Origin of the sequence: Providencia sp. PROV033 (assembly GCF_028484855.1) — a bacterium.
Classification (GTDB): domain Bacteria; phylum Pseudomonadota; class Gammaproteobacteria; order Enterobacterales; family Enterobacteriaceae; genus Providencia; species Providencia alcalifaciens.
This window is the reverse complement of sequence record NZ_JAMPSW010000042.1, coordinates 1-20,214: the sequence shown is the minus strand read 5'-3', so window position 1 is coordinate 20,214 and position 20,214 is coordinate 1. Positions and strand designations below refer to the sequence as shown.

At 41.2% G+C, this 20,214-nt stretch carries 21 protein-coding genes and 1 riboswitch; of the genes, 7 read left to right on the top strand and 14 right to left on the bottom strand.

Features of this window, described 5'->3' with window-relative positions; all coding sequences use genetic code 11:
• Positions 1-463: 463 nt before the first annotated feature.
• The gene (gene metK, locus PSF16_RS09245; protein ID WP_006661136.1) at positions 464-1,615 is read left to right on the top strand and encodes a methionine adenosyltransferase; all 1,152 of its coding nucleotides are present in this window, start codon (positions 464-466) and stop codon (positions 1,613-1,615) included.
• Between the two features lie 155 nt (positions 1,616-1,770).
• Here metK and PSF16_RS09240 read toward each other — a convergent pair whose 3' ends face one another.
• From PSF16_RS09240 to PSF16_RS09230, 3 genes are read right to left on the bottom strand one after another with little or no spacing between them, the layout of a single operon-like run.
• A complete protein-coding gene (locus PSF16_RS09240; protein ID WP_006661135.1) occupies positions 1,771-2,187 on the bottom strand; it encodes a DUF6691 family protein in 417 nt (138 codons plus the stop codon).
• 4 nt (positions 2,188-2,191) lie between these two features.
• Complete coding sequence (locus tag PSF16_RS09235) at positions 2,192-2,629, bottom strand: YeeE/YedE family protein (protein ID WP_036968197.1); 438 nt, start codon at positions 2,627-2,629, stop codon at positions 2,192-2,194.
• A gap of 1 nt (position 2,630) precedes the next feature.
• The gene (locus tag PSF16_RS09230) at positions 2,631-2,966 is read right to left on the bottom strand and encodes an ArsR/SmtB family transcription factor (protein ID WP_006660728.1); all 336 of its coding nucleotides are present in this window, start codon (positions 2,964-2,966) and stop codon (positions 2,631-2,633) included.
• A gap of 120 nt (positions 2,967-3,086) precedes the next feature.
• On the opposite strand from PSF16_RS09230, the gene PSF16_RS09225 reads away from it, so the two are divergent.
• Positions 3,087-3,614: a SprT family zinc-dependent metalloprotease gene (locus tag PSF16_RS09225; protein WP_272689157.1), complete on the top strand. Its 528-nt coding sequence runs from the start codon at positions 3,087-3,089 to the stop codon at positions 3,612-3,614.
• 31 nt (positions 3,615-3,645) lie between these two features.
• Here PSF16_RS09225 and PSF16_RS09220 read toward each other — a convergent pair whose 3' ends face one another.
• From PSF16_RS09220 to hcp, 3 genes are all read right to left on the bottom strand, one after another.
• Positions 3,646-4,716, bottom strand: a complete 1,071-nt coding sequence (locus PSF16_RS09220; RefSeq protein ID WP_006660726.1) for a magnesium transporter — start codon at positions 4,714-4,716, stop codon at positions 3,646-3,648.
• A gap of 73 nt (positions 4,717-4,789) precedes the next feature.
• Positions 4,790-4,962: riboswitch (M-box (ykoK) riboswitch) on the bottom strand.
• 327 nt (positions 4,963-5,289) lie between these two features.
• Entirely contained in the window at positions 5,290-6,294 is a 1,005-nt protein-coding gene (gene hcr, locus PSF16_RS09215; protein ID WP_006661133.1) for an NADH oxidoreductase, read from the bottom strand.
• Between the two features lie 51 nt (positions 6,295-6,345).
• Positions 6,346-7,998, bottom strand: a complete 1,653-nt coding sequence (gene hcp / locus PSF16_RS09210; protein WP_006661132.1) for a hydroxylamine reductase — start codon at positions 7,996-7,998, stop codon at positions 6,346-6,348.
• 285 nt (positions 7,999-8,283) lie between these two features.
• On the opposite strand from hcp, the gene clcA reads away from it, so the two are divergent.
• Entirely contained in the window at positions 8,284-9,672 is a 1,389-nt protein-coding gene (gene clcA / locus PSF16_RS09205) for a H(+)/Cl(-) exchange transporter ClcA (protein ID WP_272689154.1), read from the top strand.
• A gap of 53 nt (positions 9,673-9,725) precedes the next feature.
• Here clcA and tehB read toward each other — a convergent pair whose 3' ends face one another.
• The 5 genes from tehB to PSF16_RS09180 all read right to left on the bottom strand — a co-directional run bounded on the left by tehB (position 9,726) and on the right by PSF16_RS09180 (position 14,232).
• Positions 9,726-10,613 (bottom strand): SAM-dependent methyltransferase TehB, encoded by an 888-nt coding sequence (gene tehB, locus PSF16_RS09200; RefSeq protein ID WP_036968188.1) that lies wholly within the window; start codon positions 10,611-10,613, stop codon positions 9,726-9,728.
• A gap of 112 nt (positions 10,614-10,725) precedes the next feature.
• On the bottom strand, positions 10,726-11,805 hold the full coding sequence (locus tag PSF16_RS09195) for a linear amide C-N hydrolase (protein WP_272689153.1): 1,080 nt from the start codon (positions 11,803-11,805) through the stop codon (positions 10,726-10,728).
• 225 nt (positions 11,806-12,030) lie between these two features.
• Positions 12,031-12,804 (bottom strand): topoisomerase IV, encoded by a 774-nt coding sequence (locus PSF16_RS09190; RefSeq protein WP_272689152.1) that lies wholly within the window; start codon positions 12,802-12,804, stop codon positions 12,031-12,033.
• Positions 12,805-13,082: 278 nt separating this feature from the next.
• Positions 13,083-13,661, bottom strand: coding sequence for a YceI family protein (locus PSF16_RS09185; protein ID WP_006660719.1), 579 nt, complete (start codon positions 13,659-13,661; stop codon positions 13,083-13,085).
• A 13-nt stretch (positions 13,662-13,674) separates the two neighbouring features.
• Entirely contained in the window at positions 13,675-14,232 is a 558-nt protein-coding gene (locus PSF16_RS09180) for a cytochrome b (RefSeq protein ID WP_006661126.1), read from the bottom strand.
• Positions 14,233-14,664: 432 nt separating this feature from the next.
• On the opposite strand from PSF16_RS09180, the gene PSF16_RS09175 reads away from it, so the two are divergent.
• Entirely contained in the window at positions 14,665-15,294 is a 630-nt protein-coding gene (locus PSF16_RS09175) for a glutathione S-transferase family protein (RefSeq protein ID WP_272689151.1), read from the top strand.
• Positions 15,295-15,449: 155 nt separating this feature from the next.
• Here the strand turns inward: PSF16_RS09175 and PSF16_RS09170 are convergent, their stop codons facing one another.
• Positions 15,450-16,070, bottom strand: a complete 621-nt coding sequence (locus PSF16_RS09170; RefSeq protein ID WP_006660716.1) for a malonate decarboxylase holo-ACP synthase — start codon at positions 16,068-16,070, stop codon at positions 15,450-15,452.
• 223 nt (positions 16,071-16,293) lie between these two features.
• On the opposite strand from PSF16_RS09170, the gene PSF16_RS09165 reads away from it, so the two are divergent.
• A complete protein-coding gene (locus PSF16_RS09165; RefSeq protein ID WP_006660715.1) occupies positions 16,294-17,271 on the top strand; it encodes an FUSC family protein in 978 nt (325 codons plus the stop codon).
• A gap of 56 nt (positions 17,272-17,327) precedes the next feature.
• Here the strand turns inward: PSF16_RS09165 and PSF16_RS09160 are convergent, their stop codons facing one another.
• The gene (locus tag PSF16_RS09160; RefSeq protein WP_272689150.1) at positions 17,328-18,020 is read right to left on the bottom strand and encodes a DAPG hydrolase family protein; all 693 of its coding nucleotides are present in this window, start codon (positions 18,018-18,020) and stop codon (positions 17,328-17,330) included.
• Positions 18,021-18,124: 104 nt separating this feature from the next.
• Between PSF16_RS09160 and PSF16_RS09155 the strand changes: the two genes are divergently transcribed.
• On the top strand, positions 18,125-18,760 hold the full coding sequence (locus PSF16_RS09155; protein ID WP_006661123.1) for a TetR/AcrR family transcriptional regulator: 636 nt from the start codon (positions 18,125-18,127) through the stop codon (positions 18,758-18,760).
• An 88-nt stretch (positions 18,761-18,848) separates the two neighbouring features.
• Positions 18,849-19,490 carry an NAD(P)-dependent oxidoreductase gene (locus PSF16_RS09150; protein ID WP_036961729.1) on the top strand — a complete coding sequence of 214 codons (642 nt, stop codon included), beginning with the start codon at positions 18,849-18,851 and terminating at the stop codon, positions 19,488-19,490.
• A gap of 465 nt (positions 19,491-19,955) precedes the next feature.
• On the opposite strand, the gene PSF16_RS09145 is transcribed toward PSF16_RS09150, so the two are convergent.
• Positions 19,956-20,214: helix-turn-helix domain-containing protein (locus tag PSF16_RS09145; protein ID WP_272689149.1), on the bottom strand; the 259-nt coding region annotated here is incomplete at its 5' end.

The window sequence follows — 20,214 nt, the reverse complement described above, 5'->3', positions numbered from 1 at the left end:
TAACTTCGTGACGAAGTAAACAAAGACAGGAAAGTAAAAGCCAATGTCACACGGCGATCCGCGTACGACGGTTGGATACTGTTATTCAGTAGATTATGGATCATCGCCCATTAACCCCCAATATAACTGTTTTCCCCTTGGGAATTTTAATCATCTATTAAAATTCAATCGGTTATAAACATTCCTGATAGAAAGCAGACTCATGGCTGACCTGCTGGTATATAGCGAGAAATAACAACCATCCGCTACGGTCGCAGTTTATACCTCGAATAGCCCTAAAATGCAAAAGCAAATTATCTAAAATTTCACATTCACGATAAAACTAACTGAATTAACCATTTATGCGCTTATCATTTTAGGCTGAAAAACAGGTAGAAATTATTCATTGAAAAGTCTAGAATAGCCGTCTAGATGTTAAAACATCCAACTATAATGTTCTTTGAATTCTTAAGGTATTAATCTCATGTCTACACACCTCTTTACTTCTGAGTCCGTATCAGAAGGGCATCCTGATAAAATTGCTGACCAAATTTCTGATGCGGTCCTTGATGCTATTCTTGAACAAGACCCAAAAGCGCGCGTAGCTTGCGAAACGTATGTCAAAACTGGCATGGTCATGGTTGGTGGCGAAATCACCACCAGCGCATGGGTCGATATTGAAGAAATTACGCGTAAAACCGTTCGTGAGATCGGTTATACCAGTTCAGACATGGGCTTTGATGCCAACTCTTGCGCAGTATTAAGTGCCATTGGTAAACAATCACCCGATATCAACCAAGGTGTTGACCGTGCAGATCCTTTAGAACAAGGTGCTGGCGACCAAGGTCTAATGTTTGGCTATGCCACTAACGAAACTGACGTATTGATGCCTGCACCGGTGACTTATGCACACCGTCTAGTTCAACGTCAAGCGGAAGTGCGTAAAAATGGCACACTGCCATGGTTACGCCCAGATGCGAAAAGCCAAGTCACCTTCCAATACGATGACAACAAAATTGTCGGTATTGACGCGGTAGTTCTGTCCACACAGCACTCAGAAGATATTGACCAAAAAGCTTTACACGAAGCGGTTATGGAAGAGATCATCAAGCCAGTTCTACCTGCTGAATGGTTATCTCCAGCAACGAAATACTTCATCAACCCAACAGGCCGTTTCGTTATCGGCGGACCAATGGGTGACTGCGGTTTAACCGGTCGTAAAATTATTGTTGATACCTACGGCGGTATGGCTCGTCACGGTGGTGGGGCATTCTCTGGTAAAGATCCATCAAAAGTTGACCGTTCTGCTGCGTATGCGGCGCGTTATGTAGCAAAAAACATCGTGGCAGCTGGCTTAGCTGACCGTTGTGAGATTCAAGTTTCTTACGCTATCGGTGTCGCAGAGCCAACGTCTATCATGGTTGAAACATTCGGTACCGGTAAAGTTGACGAAGCACTGTTAGTAAAATTAGTCCGTGAATTCTTTGACTTACGTCCTTACGGTCTAATTCAAATGCTGGATCTGTTACACCCAATGTACCAACAAACGGCTTCTTACGGTCACTTTGGTCGTCCACAATTCCCATGGGAAAAAACCGACAAAGCGGCTCAACTGCGTGAAGCTGCAGGTCTGTAATCTCCGCTAACATCTCTGACGATTAGCAAAAAACCCATCATTATGATGGGTTTTTTTATGTCTGTAATGTATAACCACTTCGATGAATCAAATAACCTTTTCACTTGCTTCATATTTTGTGTTGGATAAACAGGTGAGTTGCCCCTGAGCCATGATTATTTTTCAGTACGTTGAAACAGCTGGAAAATGGCCATTCCTGCTATCATCGCCAACGTAAACAAAATACCTTGAGTCAGTCCCATACCGGTTAATAAAATGGCAGGTCCCGGACAAATACCGCCAAGCCCCCAACCTAAGCCAAACAACGCACTACCAATAAGTAACTTCTTATCAATAAGCTTGCTGGTTGGGATCTGCAATGGACAATTTAACACACTGGATTTGCGCTTTTTCACGAACTGATACCCAATAGCACTGATGACCATGGCGACGACCATCGTCACTAATAGTGATGGGTCCCAATTGCCAGTGATATCCAAGAAAGCCAAAATCTTAGCGGGATTACCCATACCAGCCAGTAGCAACCCCAATCCAAATAAAATTCCAGAGACTAACGCAACGATGATTGGCATTGAATTACCCTCTTAAACCAAAATGATTAATGACGGCAACCGTGATAAATGCCACCAGCATGAAAATAACGACCGCAATAATGGAGCGGCGGGAAAACCTCGCCATACCGCAAATACCGTGACCGCTAGTACATCCACCGCCGAGTCGAGTACCAAATCCCACTAACAGCCCAGCGGCAATGAGTAACGGCGTGCTGGTGGTAATCGTAACTTCAGGTGCATACACAAAGGCAGTAAACAGTAGCGGTGCCACTAAGATGCCGACAATAAAAGCGAGCTTCCAAGCCGTATCCCCTTTCACGGGCTTAAGAACCCCCGCTAATATCCCGCTGATCCCTGCAATCCGACCATTTAAAATCAGTAATATTGCTGCCGCTAAACCAATTAAAATACCGCCAATCGCCGCTGACCATGGCGTGAAATTGACCCAATCAATCGTCATATTAATTCCCCTTCACAGGACAATAAAGTTGGTACAAGGTATTGAGTAAGATAAACAATTTCTCATCTGCAATAGAATAATAAATGCGTTTACCTTCGCGACGAGTCGCTACCAATTCCTCGTTTCTTAACACGGTTAACTGCTGTGACAATGTGGGCTGTTGAATACCGAGTGACGCTTCTAAATCACTCACACACGCTTCACCTTGGGTTAATTGGCATAGCAATAACAGTCTATCTGGATTCCCCAGTGTTTTTAATAATGACGCCGTTTGCGTTGCCGCTTGAGTCATTGCTAAAAGCAGCTGTTCTGAGTTGGGTTGTTCACTCTTTTGCATCTTCGTGTCCTAGCTACTTACTTACAGATATCATTATATTTAATAATAATATATTAATTTATATATTTATTGTCAATTATCACTTGTGAGAACTATATGGCTTCACGTATTCTTGACCACATGAAAACGATCAGAGTCCCCATCATGCTCCAGCAGCGAGTGATGAAAACCTTGCGTGAAAAACTCGCGTTAGCAGAGCAAAAACTGGAGCAAACATTTCCAGAGCCCGTCATCAACTATAAGCAACGTGGCACCACTGCTGGCAGTGCCTATCTCAAAGATTGGGAAATTCGCGTTAATCCAACGCTGTTAATTGAAAATCCAGATAATTTCGTGGATGAAGTCATCCCCCATGAACTCGCTCACTTACTGGTTTACCGGGTTTTTGGTCGAAAAGGGGTAGCTCCCCATGGCAATGAATGGAAATGGATGATGCAAAATGTTTTAGGCGTAACCCCGAAACGGACTCATAACTTTGCAGTCACTAGCGTCAAAAGCCGAACATTCCGTTATCTTTGTGGCTGCGATACCATTCACGAGTTGACCATCAGAAGGCATAACAAAGTTGAGCGTGGGGAAAATCAATATTTATGTCGAAAGTGCGGGGAAATTCTTAAGCGAGAGATTGCGTCAGCGGCAGAGAGCTAATTCCCTGCCGCATCAAGAGGTTGGTCCGAACTTAGGCGAACTCCGTCATCACCAATTTAGCGATTTCAAAGTAAATAATTAAGCCAGTCCCATCAATAAATGTTGCAATAAACGGCGCAGAAACTACCGCTGGGTCAACTTTTAATTTTTTCAGAACCATTGGAATAATGGAAGAAACAATCGCACTCCACACGGTGATTGCCACAATCGTTAAACTGACCACGATAGTCACTTCATGACCCACACCTAAAATCCAAGCACGAATTAACGCAGCTGCACCTATAGTAATGGCTACTAAGAACGACGTTGAAACTTCTTTTTTCAGTACCGCGCCGAGGTTACGTAAACTCACTTCGCCCAATGCCATCGCTCTGACAAGGGTCGAGGTGATCTGTGTTCCACTGTTACCACCGGTTCCAATCAATAATGGAATAAAGAATGCCAATGAAATAGCCGCCTCAAGCTGCTCTTCAAATGCTTTAAGTACCGTTCCAGTGTACGCTTCCGCGACAAACAGCATCAGTAACCACACAACACGCTTACGCCACAGAGTGACTGGGCTAGTGGTTAAGTAAGGCTCTTCTAATGGTGTAGTCGCACCCTGCAATTGTGCATCGAGGGTATTTTCATCTTCAATTAATTCAGCGATATCTTGAGGACGTAATACCCCCATCAACTTACCAAACTGAACAACGGGGATCATATCCAAACCACTATGATTAATTAAATCATAAACGTCGTGACGTGATTGTTCAGGAGAAACAGAGAAATAATTGTGGCGCATAATGTCCGACACTAATAAATCTTCTGATGCGGCAAGTAATGATTTAACGGACAAAATTCCATTTAAATAGTTTTCACTATCTACGACAAATAAATACGTTGGAATTTGTTCGCCATCGAGGTGTTCAATAAGGCTTTTCTTCACACATGCCACAGAGTCTGCAACCGAAACAGGCAAATAAGATTGGCTCATATATGCGTGAACAGTTGAATCATCAATTTTAGTGGGTTGTGTTTGATTAGACTTTTGACGTGCGTCTTTCATTGCGGACTGTGCAATTGCTACTGCACCCGCTTTGTTCTGGGTAGAGAATGTCATTTTTTTGGTCCCTATTACTGTTGTTTACTCAAACAGTACTCACATAGGGGCGAAACCAGATGAGAGAATGCGTTTGCTATCTCTTCGTCTCGGTTTTAGCACTATACAACGTATCCTGCATAAAGCAGGAAGTTACATGGGGATATACCTTCGGTCGATATATCCTGTCCTAATCTTGGGCGTCTCTCGACGTCGTCAGATCAGTAACCTATGTTTGTATAGGAGCCTCGCCTAACGAGATACTGCACTTTGGATGCGGCGCGAATTATACCCACTGAATGCTTAATTTCCACCCTTTTACTGTGCTCTTTTTTTAATAGCCTCCCCTTGTTTAAGTTTTGTTTAAGTTAATGTGTATCAAGAATTCAGCGTGTAACCATTTGTAACTTTAATGGGAAATTATATTATTCATAATATATAAAGTGATAATAACGTAATGAATTATCGGCTTATTTTTAATTATATTTCGAAACGCAAACAAGCCGATTAATAAACAAAAAAGCCACCTTATTTATATTTAAAATAAGGTGGCAATGAATGAGGCATTCTCAAAATGATATTATCGAAAACTCATTAAGCGATTTCTGTGTCGCCCTGTAATTGACAACTGCACGCTAAAACATATCCATTAGCAATTTCGTCTGCCGTTAATGTCATCGTACTGCTGGTTGTATAATTACCTGAGAGTACTTTGGTTTTACAGCTACCGCATACACCAGCACGGCATGCTGCGATCACCGGCTGTTTGTTTTGCTCTAGTGCCGACAATAATGACGTTCCGACTGGGACGCTAAAATTGACTAAACGATGACGAATTTTTAAGTTAAGCACCTCTTCACTTACCGCTTCATCACCGCCAGTGGTAAAACGTTCCATAAAGAAATGTTCCACTGGCACACCTAATGCTTTGGAAAACTGCTGAACATTTTTCATATAAGGAACGGGTCCACAGGTCATCACCACTCGCTCATGAATATCCGGCACTAACTCCAGCAATTTCTCTTGGCTTAAGCGACCTTGTGCAACTCCCCCGTTATCCGGTGTTTCCGGCATGATGCAAAGCTGTAAACGCTGAGGATATTGTTGAACCAATTTTTGCCATTCATTCGCAAAGATAACCTGCTTTTCATCACGAACATTAAACAGCACTTTGACATTTGTTTCTGGTCGATTCGCCATCAACCAGCGGGTCATCGACATAATCGGAGTGACACCGCAACCTGCCGCCAGCATTAAGTATTGGTTGCTTTGCACATTTGCACAGGTAAATTCACCTTGCGCCTCAGATAACCACAGGTAATCCCCTGGTTTCACTTCCCCCGTCAGCCAGCAAGAGCCTGCACCCTCGTCTAATCGCCTCACGGTAATAGAGATAAAACGGCTTTGTCCCGGAGATGAAGACAAGGTATAAGCGCGCATGACTTCATCACTGTTTTTGATACTCACGAGCGCATATTGCCCCGGTTCGTATTGGTAAAAATCATGATTAATTAAGTTAATAGTCCAAACATCAGAGGTTTCTTGCACAATTGAGTGAATTTGCATTCTGTTTGGACATAAGCTTGTTGGCATGGTCATGAGTGACTCCTTGCAAGGAGGAAGCCCCTTCCTCCTTGGTTTCCTTCCGTTTTATGCAGGCAGAATTTCCGCCAAATCTTGTTCAACCGTGGTAATGCTGCGCATACCAAATTTTTCATTCAGAATATTCAGCAAGTTTTCAGTTAAGAAGCCTGGCGCGGTTGGTCCGGTATAAATATTTTTCACCCCCAAAGCCAGCAAGGTTAACAAAATAACAATCGCTTTTTGCTCGAACCAAGAAAGGATCAGGCTTAGAGGTAAATCATTCACACCACAACCTAATTTCTCTGCTAGGTTCACCGCTAACATAATGGCGGAATAAGCATCGTTACATTGACCCACATCCAGCAAGCGTGGTAAGCCTTCTAAGGTACCGAAATCCAGTTTATTGAAGCGGTATTTACCACATGCCAATGTCAAGATGAGGCAGTCTTTTGGTACGCTACGTGCGAAATCTGTGTAGTAACTGCGCTCACCACGGCTACCATCACAGCCGCCGACTAAGAATACATGACGCAGTTTTTTCTGAGCCACTAAGTCAATCACTGCATCTGCGGCGCCAAGTAATGTCTGACGGCCAAAACCAACAGTAATTTTGTGTTCAATTTCTGTGTATGGGAAACCTGACATTTGCTGAGCTTGAGCAATCATGTCAGCAAAACTGTCTCCTGTGATGTGTTTGACACCCGGCCAGCCCACAATACTGCGAGTCCAAATACGGTCTTTATATTCACCAACATCAGGGTCGATAATACAGTTAGAGGTCATTAATACAGGACCTGGGAATTTGGCGAATTCCACTTGTTGATTTTGCCAACCGCTGCCGTAGTTACCGACTAAGTGTGAATATTTTTTCAGTTCAGGATAACCGTGAGCAGGTAACATTTCACCATGGGTGTAAATGTTGACGCCGGTTCCTTCAGTTTGTTCTAACAGCATTTTTAAATCTTTCAGGTCATGACCTGAAATCAAAATACATTTACCTGCTACAGGGCGTACATTCACTTCAGTTGGCACCGGATGACCAAACTCGCTAGTCTCACCTGCATCCAAAATTTCCATGATTTTGAAGTTCATCATGCCGATAGCCATCGCATTATCAAGCAGCTCATTCATGTCTGCGGGTAACGTTCCTAACCACGCCATTATTTCATGGTATTGGGCATAAATTTGATTATCAAATTGCCCCAGAACGTGAGCATGTTCCATATATGCCGCTGCCCCTTTTAGACCATACAGGCACAGCATACGTAAACCATGAATATCATCACCAATTTGGGCTTTATCAATATCTAATGCAAATTGTGCCGCTTGTTGTTGCAGTGATTGAATATCTTGTCCTGCTAGTTGCAGGTTAATCAGTGGGTGATTAAATGCCACTGCGCTATTCACAGATAGGCAGTGTTTGATTAATTTATCGCGCAGATAAATCGCTTCACGGGCATAACCGATAATACGTTCAGAATCGAAATTCACGTTAGTTAAGGTCGAGAAAAAGGCACGCGGAGCAAAACTGTCCACATCATGATCGATAATGCCCAATTCACGCGCTACCACTGCACTTGCAGATAGGCTTTGCAGTACCGCGACTAATAAATCTTGCAAGTCTGAAGTTTCAGCGGTTTTTCCGCACATACCTTGCGAATAAGCGCAACCATTGGTTGCTGGAGTTCTAATTGTTTGTTCACATTGCACACAATACATGGAGAAAACCTCTTAAGTTGCATTTCATATACAACATTAAGATTACCCCTTTTATTTAAATAAAAAAGTGCCTTGAGATCCTATCTAACGGTTTGTTGATCTACATTAAGCTTTACTGTAAATAAGAATTATTCAATAGCGTACAATTATCCGTTCTACCTACCCAACTGCATTTTTCACTGGGGTTTCAAAACAGTATTGCTATACTATGAACAATTGTTTTTGTGTATAAGTTACTATTCATAAGTTATTGTTGTTAAATCATTTTAAGAGAATCAAAAAGCGATGACGCAGGCTAATTCGACTCCAAAATCAGACAACAAAACCCATTTTAGTTTTTTACGCCACCTAAAAGAATCTGATAAAACACCACTCAAAGTGCTTGTTTTAGCCGCTATTATTGGTGCTGTCGTTGGACTGATTGGTTCCCTATTTATGCTGGGTACGGAGTGGGTCAGTCATATTCGAGTCTCTTCCGTCAATCAGTATGTCACCAATAAATGGTTGATAATCCCCGCCATGTTCGTTGCCTCCGCGCTGTTAGCTATGCTCGGCTATTATTTGGTCAAGCGCTTTTCCCCAGAATCGGGTGGCTCAGGGATCCCTGAAATCGAAGGGGCATTGCAAGATTTACGTCCGGTACGATGGTGGCGAGTAATCCCCGTTAAATTTATCGGAGGATTGGGTACACTGGGTTCAGGCATGGTCCTTGGACGTGAAGGTCCTACCGTGCAACTCGGGGCGAACATTAGCCAAATGTTTTATGATTTATTTCGCCTTAAAGATAATGAATCTCGTCATACATTATTGGCGGCTGGTGCCGCTGCGGGTCTTTCCACCGCATTTAATGCGCCATTAGCTGGAATATTATTTATCATTGAAGAGATGCGCCCGCAGTTTAAATACAGCTTAATTTCCATCAAAGCGGTGTTTATTGGTGCAGTGACTGCCACCATCGTTTATCGGTTGATTAATGGCGAAGCCGCCGTACTGAATATTGGTCAATTCTCAGCAGCCCCAATGGAAACACTGTGGTTATATCTGATTTTGGGCATGCTATTTGGTGTCGTAGGAATTGCCTTTAACCGCTTCTTGCTCTATCTGCAAAGCCGGTTTTTAGCGTTTTATCAAAACAAAATCTCACGATTTGTCCTGATGGGTGGACTGATTGGTGGCTGCTGTGGTGCTATCGGTGTATTTGCCCCTGAAGTTGTGGGTGGTGGTTATAGCGTTATCCATCAAATGGTGGCTAATAGCTTCACAATCACCCTACTAATGGTGTTTTTTGCGCTGAGATTTTTAACCTCAACAATCAGCTTTAGCTCTGGCGCGCCGGGAGGGATTTTCTCACCATTATTAGCGCTTGGTACACTATTTGGTGGAATTTATGGTTACGCGGCACTTGAACTATTCCCTAACTATTCTATCGAAGTGGGTACTTTTGCGATTGCTGGGATGGGCGCGCTATTTGCCGCCACCGTACGTGCGCCATTGACGGGCATTGTATTAGTCTTAGAAATGACCAGTAACTATCAACTTATCTTACCCATGATTATCACCTGTATTGGTGCCACGATGGTAGCGCAATTCCTTGGCGGTCGCCCTCTTTATTCTGTCCTACTGGAAAAGACATTAGAGCGCAGTGAAAAACAAGCTACCGCCTCAAATGCCTAAAGCAGATGTCAAAATGGGTTGCCTAAGCAACCCATTTTATCTTCAATCAATGACTATTTTTTCTTGGCAATCAGCGTTGCAAAGTTCAGTTTGATTCGGTTACCTTGCGCATCCGTTCTATGCAGATGACCTGGGTTTTCATTGTATTTTAAAATTTCCCAGTCTTGATAATACTGCTGCAATTCACCCGGTTTTAAGAAGCACGTGAATGGCACCCTATCCAGTGGCGCATCCGGCGTTTCTACCGCACATACCACGATGTTAATTCCGCCAGATAGCGTGTGTGATTGCATATCAGCCACAATATCAGCGATTTTGTCCCGTTGCAGGAACATCAACACCACCGTCGAAATAATCAGGTCATAATCACCTTGGATTTGGTGAGTATTAATGTCATATAAGGCGGTATGGATATTTTCAATACCCGATTGCTGTTTAACCGTTTCAATAGCTTGAATATGATTTTGGTTAATATCAACGGCGGTAACATCATAGCCTTGCTGAGCAAGGTAGAAACTATTGCGACCACGACCAGAGCCTAAATCCAAAACCTTACAAGGTTTAGCCAAGTTATTCTCACAAAGATAACGAACTTCTGAATGCGGGATACTGAGGTCATACTGCTTATAAAACGCGATTTCAGGTCGGCATAAAAAAGAGAGCTGGCAACGTACATCATCACTACAATCGGCAATACGATGCCAGACTTGCGGCTGGATCACTGGGGGCTGATTTTGTGTATCGAATGTAAATTTCTGCTCACTACCATCGTCACCAAAAATAATGAAATCGAGGGAACCTTGTAACACTTTCAATTGAGCGAACGTGTCTTCTTTGGTGTTATGGCGGTCTTGAAACATTAATGGAATAGAAGCCTTGTCCCAAACAGGCATCGTTTTGTAGCACACTAAATCAGTCATGGAATCACCTTTAAGTTGCATTTTAAATACATCTTATGACGTTGAATTGAATAGTGCAACGTTTTCATGAATTGAAAAATGATGAATTGATATGTATCAACCCCCTGACATTCAGGAGGTTGATACCAAGATGTTAATAACCCAACTGTGCTGCACTCAACCCTAAAAATTCAAACGGTTTAGCATCAACATATTGCGCCGTCGCATCTCCTGAATAGATATGGCTTTGCTCTTCACCTAACTCTAATTTTTTCACTTTTCCAGTATCGCTGGAAAAATCAATTTTCTTTAAATCTGTCCAAAAGATATTCGGTGTTAATGCAGATTCGAAGAAGTAAAGTTGGCGCTTATGGTCAACCAAAGTACGCCAACGAGTTGAAGAGATCTCTGGGGATTGCTCTGAACTTAGACCATAAGGAACTGAAACATTGCGGATCACCCCAAACACACTCGCAACCGCTTTATTCGGTGTGGTTTTTTGTGGAATCGCATTGATATAGAACTGTGCTCGAGCAAAACGATCCGCTGAGCGGTTCGTTCCAGGTAACATCACCGTTCCACCAATCCCTTGCCAGTATTCTTGCATCGCTAGCTGTTTATCATAGGTTGGTGAGTTTGTCATAACTTGGTATTTACGACTATGGTGAATAACTTGTTTGCCATCAATGTATTCGATGATCGCACTGTCGCCACTGGCATCCGAAAGGGATAAATGCAGTGTTGCTAAGCGATTTTGTCCCGGCACTTTATCCGTGGCGACAATCAATGGTGTTTTTTCTAATGCGGCAACGGCTTCCTCGACAGTGGCATAATTATCCAACATATATTGTGCCCACAGTGAAATAGAGAGTGCAGGCTTTTTATTGTCGAGCTCTGGATATTTAGATTCAGCCAACCACAACAAGTTAGCGACTAACCCTTTCTCGTTGATGCCATCTGTTGTCGAAATATCATAACCTGAGGCAATCACGCTGCCATATTTGGATTTCCATTTGATTGATTGAGGTCCTGCCACGCCATTTCGTTCCATGCCACGTGGGAAAATCCATAAATTGGTACCGATATCGTATTTCCAATCCATGGTTCTGCCAGTCATGATCTGCTGGTCTTCCCCGAGATAAACAACTCGAGTACAAGCCTGAGAAACCATGGCTGGAACATAGATTGCGGCGATGGTTAAGAGCGTAACAATGCTTTTCTTCACAAATCGCATCTTGCCTCCAAATGGTATTAAATTGATAGCGTAGCTAAGCCACACAAATGATAGACCACGCGAATAAAAATCCGACATTGATTTATGCAGTATATCGCTTTAGGGGTGTTATTTGAGCATAGATATTGCAACAAAATGCAACAAGGATTAACACCCTATACCAAACTCGATGAGTTTTACAATGTGTTAATCCTATCAGTAATTCATTGCAGAGGTAGTCAGTGACTATTTTTTCGCAGGAGAGAACCAAGAACGCAATAATGCCGCTTTAGTCTGAGTGTCTGGAATGCTCAATGCCGAGTCATATAGACTGATCGAGATTTGGCATACTGTAGCTGGCGATTTTTTCCCTGCATTCACATCAACCAACATCGAAACATCATTTCCATACTTGGCGGTTAACTCAGCCCTGAGAGCCCCCATCATTTGTTGGTATTTTTCTGGGGATAACGGTGCATGCTCCTTGCCTGCTTCACTGGAAATCAGTAATGCATTAATCGCACTGACTTGTTTTAGCAATACATCTTGGCTTTTCTGAGGAGGGATAATGTCTGCAGAATCTCTTAATTGCGGAAATAATGCGTCGTAACACATTTTCCCTGATGGATCTTGTTCTAACAATGACTTGATATTATCGTTTACTTTCGCAGTGAAGTTAATGACAGTTTCATCAGACGCGTAAGGCATACGCTCCACCACTAATTTCATTGATTGGCTGACAATTTGATCAAGCAGCTGACGACGCAAATCTTCATTCGCAGGATCGTATTGAGACATTAAATGCTCAAAATTCTGATAAGTCATCGGACTCAATTTTTTGATCGTCACTAAAATGGGCAGTTCTTTTTCAACTTGAGCAATTGCTTCGGAGTGAATTTCGCTATTACTTTCCGTCGATAGCACGTTATTGTCTTTACTTAACCAGTAAAAACCCAGCGCAAAAATAATAAAAATAATGCTAACGACTAGTGCGGTTTTGCGTGAACTATTTGTATTCAAAGTGACTCTGCCTTTTAACAATAAAACCAATACTCAACCTAAGCCTACCTGACATTGCTAACCACTATTAACTTTAGTCAGTGTAATAAGACTCAGCAATAAACTCATTACGATTATTTTAGACGTGGACGAGATAATATCGCTATAGGAATAGGCGTAAATATAGAGTAAAAGGTAGGTGTTTAGCACTACGAATCAAGTTAAAAACAAAAAACCGCAGATGCCTATTTAAACATCTACGGTTTAAGAAGTTGATAACAGTGACTCAAAAAAATGAATTACTTAACTTGAACACCTTCAACAGACAGCATTAATTCAACTTCTTGAGATTTTGGACCTAAGTCAGATTTGATATTAAACTCTTTCAGTTTAATGTTTCCTTTCGCTTCAAAACCTGCACGGTACCCCCCCCAAGGGTCTTTACCTTCACCCGTTAATTTTGCATCCAATGTGATGGGTTTTGTCACACCATTTAATGTGAAATCCCCTGTCACGAGGTATTTATCACCCTCTTTTTTCACTGCGGTCGAAACAAACTTCGCTTCTGGGAATTTAGCGGCGTTTAAGAAATCAGGGCTACGTAAGTGCTTATCACGCTCTGCGTGGTTGGTATCGATGCTGCCAGTTTTGATGGTCACTTCTACTTTATCTTTCGCTGGATCTTTGGCGTCATAGGTAAAGTTACCATCGAAATCTTTAAAGCTACCGTATAACCAGCTGTAACCTAAGTGTTGGATACGGAACTCAATAAACCCGTGCTGCCCTTGTTTATCAAATTGGTAATTTTCTGCCAATGCAGATCCTGCTGATAATAGTAAAGTACCCGCAGCAAGACCTAAAATAGATTTCTTCAACATAACTCTCTCCACGTTATTTATCGGGATTAAAACCCAACATTCTTTTTAAAGTAATATCACCATCTAAGAAATGGTGTTTTAAAGCTGCAAATGCATGCAGAATAGATAACAAAACAACAGCCCAAGCTAAATAAAGGTGAATTTCACCCGCGGTATCAGCCTGTTCTGCTGCGCCTGTAAATAATGCAGGCACATCAAACCAGCCAAATACACTTATTGCTTGTCCATCTGCGGTTGAAATTAAATAACCGCTGATCAAAATCGAGAATAAAATAATATAAATTAAAAGCTGAACCGTAATTGAAGCAAATTTAGTTAATTTACTATAACTTGCTAACGGTTTAGGTGGCGGAGAAATGAATCGCCAAACCACACGAAAAAGCATAATAAAGAATAGCAACATTCCTATGCTTTTATGTATTTCAGGGGCTTGATGGTACCAGGTATCATAGTAACCGAGAGACACCATCCATAAGCCTAATGCAAACATTCCATATACGACAATTGCGACCAACCAATGAATGAGCAGCGACAGATGCCCATAACGCGTGGTGTTATTCTTCCATTGCATAATTTAAAAACCATATAGTTTTAAAGGTAATTACTTGTTTTACCAAGTAGGAATAATCATAAGGTTAATCAGGCTTTATTCCTATCCCAAAGTTAAACAAATATTTTGTCGAAGATATTCAAATAGTATCACCATCATTATGAAATAATAGATGAATTCTATTTTTCTTATTACAAGCGTAAAGCTTTAATAAAGAATCTTCTATTTATGTAAATACATGCCCATAATAAATTTTCTACTTTTTTAATCTGTTGATTCTTTATAGCGCATCTTAATATGATAGATGAATTTGTTATAAATATAGTCCAGCCTTTCTAAAATAAGTAGGCGATTTTTTCTTTTTATGAATAAATCACATTAATCCTTCCCAATCATGATTAAATTGATAATCTATTTATCGGTTACTTATCCATCACTTTAAGAGGCTGACGTATGTATACACTCTGGATTGCTAACAAAAATTACTCTTCATGGTCCTTAAGACCGTGGATCTTATTAAAAGCATTGCAGATCCCTTTTGAAGAAAATCTCTGTTTCTTCGAAAACGGCAAAAGTAGCCACGAAAAATTTCGTCGTTTCTCCCCTTCTGGATTAGTTCCTTGCCTCATCGATGGCGACAAAACTGTTTGGGATTCTCTTGCTATTTGTGAATATGTTGCTGAAGATTTTCCCCAAGTTTGGCCAACAGAAAAATCAGCAAGAGCATGGGCTCGCTGTGCTAGTGCAGAGATGCATTCAGGGTTTACAGCGTTACGCCAACAATGTCCTATGGACGTCATTCGAAATGAACCACTTCCTGAAATTTCCCATGACTTACAAGGAAATCTCAATCGCCTTCAGCAATTATGGAAAGAAGGATTTGATACATTTGGTGGACCGTGGCTAGCAGGAAAGAGTTTTACCGCAGTGGATGCATTTTTCGCCCCGATCGCTTTTCGGATCCAGAGTTACCAACTTCCTGTGAATTCACAGGCTCAGCAATGGGTCGAACGTATTCTTGCATTACCCGCGATGCAAGCGTGGAAACAATCTGCAGAATTAGAGCCTCACATCCAGCACTAACGTTTTTAATAGGGTTATCACTAACCCTATTAAACCACTGGTTTTACTTGTGTCTTTTTGATTACTAAAAAAACACCTGCACGAGCATCAAAATTAATTTTCGAACAAATAGAACAAAAACAAACCTATAATGTGCTATTTTCTCCACAACTTGACTATAAATTGTCATCCCATGGATCTGCGGTCATCACATCCCCTGTCGGCGTATGGAGTGTCACCTGATCATTTTTAAACCATTCGGCTAAAGAGAATCCGCCTTTAGGCGTTTCTACATGAATATCAATAGGACAATAAGGTGTATTCGCTTTGATGGCAAACTGCGCAAAGTCTTCTTTTTGCTGCCGTGTTGGGCAGCGGATCACCACATCAAGGTCACAATCCGCCAGCATGCTTTGAATGTCCGTCGCCAACGTGTAAGCACAGCTACCCGTCACTCCCCATTTCCAAGGCCAATTATGCTGTGAAATAAGGAGTAAAACTTGAATAGGGGGCAAAGCAATAAACATCGAACGCTGTAGTTCAATTGAATTTGAAACGAGAGATTCCACATTCATAATGTGAGTAATCGCAGATTTTGAGATTTGAGTAGTAACCCGTTGATGAGGTTTAATACCTCGGATAGCAACCGTGAGTTGGTTATTATCTGCTTTTTCTCGGTACACAATAAGGGGTAGCTTACTATTCCATTGTGTTTTAACCCATTCAGGTAAAGTGTCAAGAGGGACATCGCTATTACTACCGACCCAAACAAAATCATGGGGATTAATTATTTGCATTTATTCTTCCTTATCATGACGACAATTGCTCTAGCACCCCGCTATTATGCATTTTTTCTGTTCGATGAATACAATCACTCACATTCAACAGGAATAATTGCACCATAAAGCAGGAAAAAAGATACGTTATTGACGGCTAACATTTGTCTTCACATAACGGTATGTTATCATCGAATACTCTTAATAATTAAAGAGTTATACAACGAATTTTGAGCGTCATAATATGAAGAAAATCCCTGCTATCCATGACGGTATTCTGTTCAGTAGCTGCTTAGTTTTAAGTGCCCTTACTGCACTCGCTCTGATCGATGTTCAAGCCGCAATGTGGGCCGCCTTTTCGACGCTCTATTCATTCAACTTATTTAATGCAGCCAAAGAGTATAAAAATTATCTTTATACTGCATTTTGGTTATGCATGATTTTAGTTGCTATCTATATTGGTGATACCTTGCGCTTGGGAACGGGCTTTTACATTTATCTGGCTATTTTCTCATTCATTTATTATCAGCTTTATGGCACAGACCCCATCATGGATTTAACGATGAAATTCATGATTATTATGTCCACAATTGGTACTATTCTGCCTGAAATATCGAAAAGCCTAACCCTGGGCTTTTTAATTGGCAGTGGCGTAACCCTGATTACTTACTATGTACTCAGCCATAAAATGACTCGTCACTCCATTATTACGCCACTGGTTGTAGAAAAAAATCTATTCACACTACGCAAAAATATTATTCCGCGATCAATGACCTATGCGATCGGCTTGCTATTATCTTTAGCTCTCCCTCGTATGATTGACTTAGGACATTTCTATTGGACATTGCTAACCTTTGTTTTTGTATTACACCCTAAGTCTGAAAGTATCGTGCGTATCACATTCCAACGTGTGGCTGGCAGCTTAATTTCCGTGTTGTTCTTATTTCTCTTATTTAATACGCCGTTGATGCCGTATATCGGACTCGTTGCTATTTTAGTCTTCGCATTTTTACTCCCGATGAGTTTCCATCACGGCTATACCTTTATGACTTTTGTTGTCACCAGCTTAATTCTTTCGGTACTCGAGCAAGTGGTTTATTGGCGTCATCCCGCCTACACCTTATTATTTGATCGCGTTCTAGAAACCGCTCTTGGTGGTGCTATCGCTATTATCACCAGTATTATTTTGAAATTATTTAGAGAAAAAAGCCCAGAAAGCTAGCGCTACTCGGAGTTATAACGCTCACTCTCTAGGCTTTATTTATACCTCGCCCTACCTCACCATGGTAATGGTACATTCTCCCCATTTGCGTGCTCACCGTAATACAAAGACGGTAAAAAGCGAGACAAGTAGGTAAATTCGTTATAGCAATGGCGCATCAGCTCTAGCCCTATGTCGTCAGATAACTGTGTTCGAGGGTCGCTAAGAGATGCCCCCAATAAGAAACGACTACGTAATACACAACCAAATTCAGTGTCGCGGACTAAGTGCATCATTTTTCCATCAATAGGATAACCTTGCGAGTCCATTTCAACATGCTCACCAAAGCCAATGGAAGAACACACTGCGCCAGAAATATGTCCATCCTTGATTGCTTTTTCAAAAGCTGAAGTATCAAAAAAGTCGGTCGGCTCTCTAAATTTCAGTTTTGCTGCTACCGGTGGAATAGCGCCGAGAGATTCAACGGCGTGAATGGAAGCACCAATAAAGCTTTCCCCTTTTTTCCATTTTTCATCCCACCCATAATGGGCAACATGGTCATGAGGGTGCCACCATCGAATATGTTGTGTCGTCTCAAAAAAGGTAAACCACCATGCCAACATTCGTCCTTTGCAACCATACAAATCTGTACGTACTGCCACGGTTAGTAAGCCATTTTCATCTCGTTCAATGCCCATTTCCATGCGTAAAGGATTAGGTAACAATAGCTGGTTAACATCACTTACTGCCCATGTTTGATTTGTCTTCATGATGATCTACCTATATTAATTTATTAGGAAACTTATTTTGTTTCCAAATTAGTTTTAAGCTAAAATGAAATAATGTCAAGCTAGATAGATAAGGTCAGCCATTTATGCCAAATAACACCGAGAGCAAACAAACGCGTGGTCGCCCAAGTGTTCCTGAGGCCATTCTTAAAGAAAAAATCATGAATGCGGCGCTAGATTCGCTACTCGAAGATGGATACCAACTAACCAGTATTGATAACGTGGCTAAGCGAGCAGGCGTCGCCAAAAAAACCATCTATCGATTTATTGAAAATCGCGAAGCGCTCGTAGAAAGAGTGGTTATTAGCTGGACGGATAGCTTTGTCCCTCTCTTTGAACAAACCGCTACCTCTCGGGATGAATTATTTCACTTGTTGCAAAATAACTTAGAACTCATTGGCAAAACCGTCCTTTCCCAAAAAGCCGTTGGGCTATATCGCTTGTTGCAAACTGAATTCTTACATAAAGACGTGTTACTCGAAAAATACCAACAAAATGGAATTGAACGTAGTCGTCAATTACTGACTCAATGGTTAGCTCACCACGCTCAAGAAAAAATCATCGCACACCATGATTTTACGATTATCAGTGACCTTATCCTATCCATGGCTATTGCTGAACCATTGAGACAAATTTCGTTGGGGCTTTCCCCCGCAGGGTTAACTTCACCATTGAAGCAACGAATCCAGCATGTCATCGATTTTTGCCGCTCGATAACTTAGAGAAAAACAACCAAATAAATTTTCATGCTCTATACTTTCATTAACATTCATCAAGCCTGTTCAATGAAAAAGGCAGCTGGAGCGAAAAATGAAAATATCTATTCTTGGCGCTACGGGTTTTGTTGGTAAAGCATTGGTCTCGGAAGCATTAATGCGCCAACATCAAGTCACTGCGATTTCTCGCCACAGTAATCAGCTTCCACAACATGCTCATTTAATTGCTGAATCTGGCGATATCTTAGATGTGCCATGGCTAATATCTCGACTTAAAGGTCAAGATGCGGTGATCAGCGCATTTAATGGTGGTTGGAGTAATCCTAATCTGTACAGTGATACTGTTGCAGGCAATAATGCCATTTTAGAGGCTGTTAAAAAGGCAGGCGTAAAACGGTTTGTCGTGGTAGGTGGCGCGGGAAGCCTAGAAATTGCTCCTGGTGTCTTACTATTAGATTCACCTGATTTTCCTGCTAACATCCGACCTGGCGCTCAAGCAGTGAAAGAGTTTAAAACCACATTGGAATCTATTGATACGTTGGATTGGACCTTTGTTTCGCCTGCTGCAATGCTTGAAGCAGGTGCAAGAACAGAAACCTTTCGTCTCGGTGGTAAACAATTATTAATGAATGGCAATACACCGGCAAAAATATCAGTGCAAGATTTAGCCGTTGCTATATTAGATGAAGTGGAGCATCCACAGTTTATACGCCAGCAATTTACAGCAGCATATTAGCGGTCAAAAGGTGGATAGCGAATAAATCATGACAAAATGTATCAATTTATTTGGTAAGCATTAAAACCAATTAAATTATTAACCTCAATAAAATGGGTATATTCGCGTAAGGATAAATATAGTGACTTACTCGTAATAGAACAATTTAAGATTATTATTATTTAAATAAAGTAAATTTTGGCAACCATTATAAATGAGACTTAAGTATTACTCATTCACAGTGAGACAAGCGTTTTATTTAACCTTGAATGTTATAATGCGACACTCACGTTATGATAATTAAAAGCCATTCATTAAGCCGGAAGAAACCATCTATATTAGTAAACTAGATAGATAACCTCTTCCGGTTAGATGATTAGAGTCATGGTGTCTCTTTTAAAAATTGTATTGAAATAAAAAATTCATTCCTAAGTTTTATTTTACTTTTATATAAACGATTTAAAAAACTCTAACTCACTGAGATAGTTAGTGAATTGTACTACGGACTCCACTATTTACATTCACGACACCGTATAAAAATGATGCAGGTTCTAGGTTAAATAAATACGCGAACTGAAAAAGAGAATCAACATCAATGCAGCTTTCACCACTTTCAAAACGATTCATCTCATCCTCAGAAATACCTATTAGGTCGGCCGCTTGCTGAAGGCTCATTTTATGGCTTTCTCTTTGCATGCGGATTTTGATCCCTAGTTTTTTTGCAATTTCACTTTCATTCATAAAC

Excerpts from the sequence above, each read along its gene's own strand:
- PSF16_RS09165 (WP_006660715.1), top strand. The coding sequence starts at position 16,294 with ATGAAGAAAATCCCTGCTATCCATGACGGTATTCTGTTCAGTAGCTGC.
- PSF16_RS09185 (WP_006660719.1), bottom strand. The coding sequence starts at position 13,661 with ATGTTGAAGAAATCTATTTTAGGTCTTGCTGCGGGTACTTTACTATTA.
- metK (WP_006661136.1), top strand. The coding sequence starts at position 464 with ATGTCTACACACCTCTTTACTTCTGAGTCCGTATCAGAAGGGCATCCT.
- PSF16_RS09195 (WP_272689153.1), bottom strand. The coding sequence starts at position 11,805 with ATGCGATTTGTGAAGAAAAGCATTGTTACGCTCTTAACCATCGCCGCA.
- PSF16_RS09180 (WP_006661126.1), bottom strand. The coding sequence starts at position 14,232 with ATGCAATGGAAGAATAACACCACGCGTTATGGGCATCTGTCGCTGCTC.
- PSF16_RS09225 (WP_272689157.1), top strand. The coding sequence starts at position 3,087 with ATGAAAACGATCAGAGTCCCCATCATGCTCCAGCAGCGAGTGATGAAA.
- PSF16_RS09235 (WP_036968197.1), bottom strand. The coding sequence starts at position 2,629 with ATGACGATTGATTGGGTCAATTTCACGCCATGGTCAGCGGCGATTGGC.
- PSF16_RS09160 (WP_272689150.1), bottom strand. The coding sequence starts at position 18,020 with ATGAAGACAAATCAAACATGGGCAGTAAGTGATGTTAACCAGCTATTG.
- clcA (WP_272689154.1), top strand. The coding sequence starts at position 8,284 with ATGACGCAGGCTAATTCGACTCCAAAATCAGACAACAAAACCCATTTT.
- PSF16_RS09155 (WP_006661123.1), top strand. The coding sequence starts at position 18,125 with ATGCCAAATAACACCGAGAGCAAACAAACGCGTGGTCGCCCAAGTGTT.
- PSF16_RS09240 (WP_006661135.1), bottom strand. The coding sequence starts at position 2,187 with ATGCCAATCATCGTTGCGTTAGTCTCTGGAATTTTATTTGGATTGGGG.
- tehB (WP_036968188.1), bottom strand. The coding sequence starts at position 10,613 with ATGCAACTTAAAGGTGATTCCATGACTGATTTAGTGTGCTACAAAACG.
- hcp (WP_006661132.1), bottom strand. The coding sequence starts at position 7,998 with ATGTATTGTGTGCAATGTGAACAAACAATTAGAACTCCAGCAACCAAT.
- PSF16_RS09230 (WP_006660728.1), bottom strand. The coding sequence starts at position 2,966 with ATGCAAAAGAGTGAACAACCCAACTCAGAACAGCTGCTTTTAGCAATG.
- PSF16_RS09150 (WP_036961729.1), top strand. The coding sequence starts at position 18,849 with ATGAAAATATCTATTCTTGGCGCTACGGGTTTTGTTGGTAAAGCATTG.
- PSF16_RS09220 (WP_006660726.1), bottom strand. The coding sequence starts at position 4,716 with ATGACATTCTCTACCCAGAACAAAGCGGGTGCAGTAGCAATTGCACAG.
- PSF16_RS09170 (WP_006660716.1), bottom strand. The coding sequence starts at position 16,070 with ATGCAAATAATTAATCCCCATGATTTTGTTTGGGTCGGTAGTAATAGC.
- hcr (WP_006661133.1), bottom strand. The coding sequence starts at position 6,294 with ATGACCATGCCAACAAGCTTATGTCCAAACAGAATGCAAATTCACTCA.
- PSF16_RS09175 (WP_272689151.1), top strand. The coding sequence starts at position 14,665 with ATGTATACACTCTGGATTGCTAACAAAAATTACTCTTCATGGTCCTTA.